A 1365-nucleotide genomic window follows, 5' to 3' on the forward strand; every position below is an offset into this window, starting at 1 on the left:
GCGGCGGCGCTTCTTGGTTCGTTCTTCTCGCTGCTGAGAAGAATGAACAAATAAAGCGAATTAATGTAACAAGGACTTTCTTTGACTGGGAAAGAAAATCATTAGTATTCAACCTTCTCCCCCTGCCGTGCCCCGAAGCATTGCGGGGTGTGGTGCAAGAAAATATAGGGGAGAACTGAGGAGCGTAGCGACGAGGAGAGGGGTTAAAAACACCCGTAGTGAAAGTAATAGAGGTAAACCTCCTCTCCCCCTGTGTCGTGCAACGATATAGGGGGAGTGTCCAAAGGACGGAGGGGGTTGAAAAAAAGAGGTTAATAAAAAAGAGGTGATAATTCCGGGGTCGTTCCTCTCGCTACTGAGAAAAATAAACGAGAAAGTATAATCATGCCATAATTCCACTATCCCACTATCCTACCTTCGCAAAAAAATCAAACGAGCGATGATAGATACAAGATTCGAAACGACCATAGACCTGAGAGGTGAAATCGAGAACTACCGACAAGTAGCGCTCATCAAATACTACAAGATTCTCCTCGAACTCGACCCCCGTCGGGACAGGCTCACCATGCTCGCCGTCATTCGTTGTATCGACAAGCTCGAAAGACATTCCCAAGAGCGAAAACGGCCACGAAACGACAAGAAGAAAATGCTGGCCGAAGGAACTCTCGCTTGGCACTATCAGAAACGCAACCAACTCTTCCGAAAAGCCGGACTATACGACATCGAGTCCACACAGTTCCTCGTCGACCACGAAGAAATCTTCGACACACACGAGGAACGGGAAGAGCGCGAACGTTTCGAAGCCTGCCGTCGGGAAGCCCTCAGAAGGAAAACCGAAACGCACGAAGCCGAAGAAAAAGAATCCGTGCAACCGGCCTCCGCTCACGAAACCGATAAGGACCTGCAAGAAGACTATACGACAGCCGGGTCCGGAATCCCGGCACACACCCCGCAGCCCTTATCGCCCCTATCCGGGAGCATCTGGTGCGGCGCTCCTGCCGGTAATCCCATTGGAGAACCTGCACCCGGATTCCATCGATCCTCTTTCGATTGCAACAGAAGAGAATAAATCCGATGGGTGAAGGGTGAACCCAATCCCCTCTTTTTCCCTCTCGATTTCGATGAGCAGAAACAGGAAGTCACCCTTCTCCCCTACCATGCCTCGCTATTTTCTCGTCTCCTCTGTGTTTTGCTAATGCAAAATATGGAGCGAAACGTCATGTCGTATCAACAAAAAGATTCAAGACCGTCAAAAGCACGAATTAAATCCCCGCCTTTATCGGGCGGTGAAGTCGCAAGGAAGACGGAGGAAAAAGGGCGAGGACTGTCCGAGCGGAGCGAGTTCCGCAGACCCCGACGGCGACC

The 1365-nt window shown here is 50.6% G+C and carries 1 protein-coding gene; it reads left to right on the forward strand.

The features are described from left to right. Positions 1-439: 439 nt before the first annotated feature. Entirely contained in the window at positions 440-1069 is a 630-nt protein-coding gene (locus tag HMPREF9448_RS08780) for a hypothetical protein (protein ID WP_008862253.1), read from the forward strand. Positions 1070-1365 lie beyond the last annotated feature (296 nt).

The sequence above is a fragment of the Barnesiella intestinihominis YIT 11860 genome (assembly GCF_000296465.1).
GTDB classification, from domain to species: Bacteria; Bacteroidota; Bacteroidia; order Bacteroidales; family Barnesiellaceae; genus Barnesiella; species Barnesiella intestinihominis.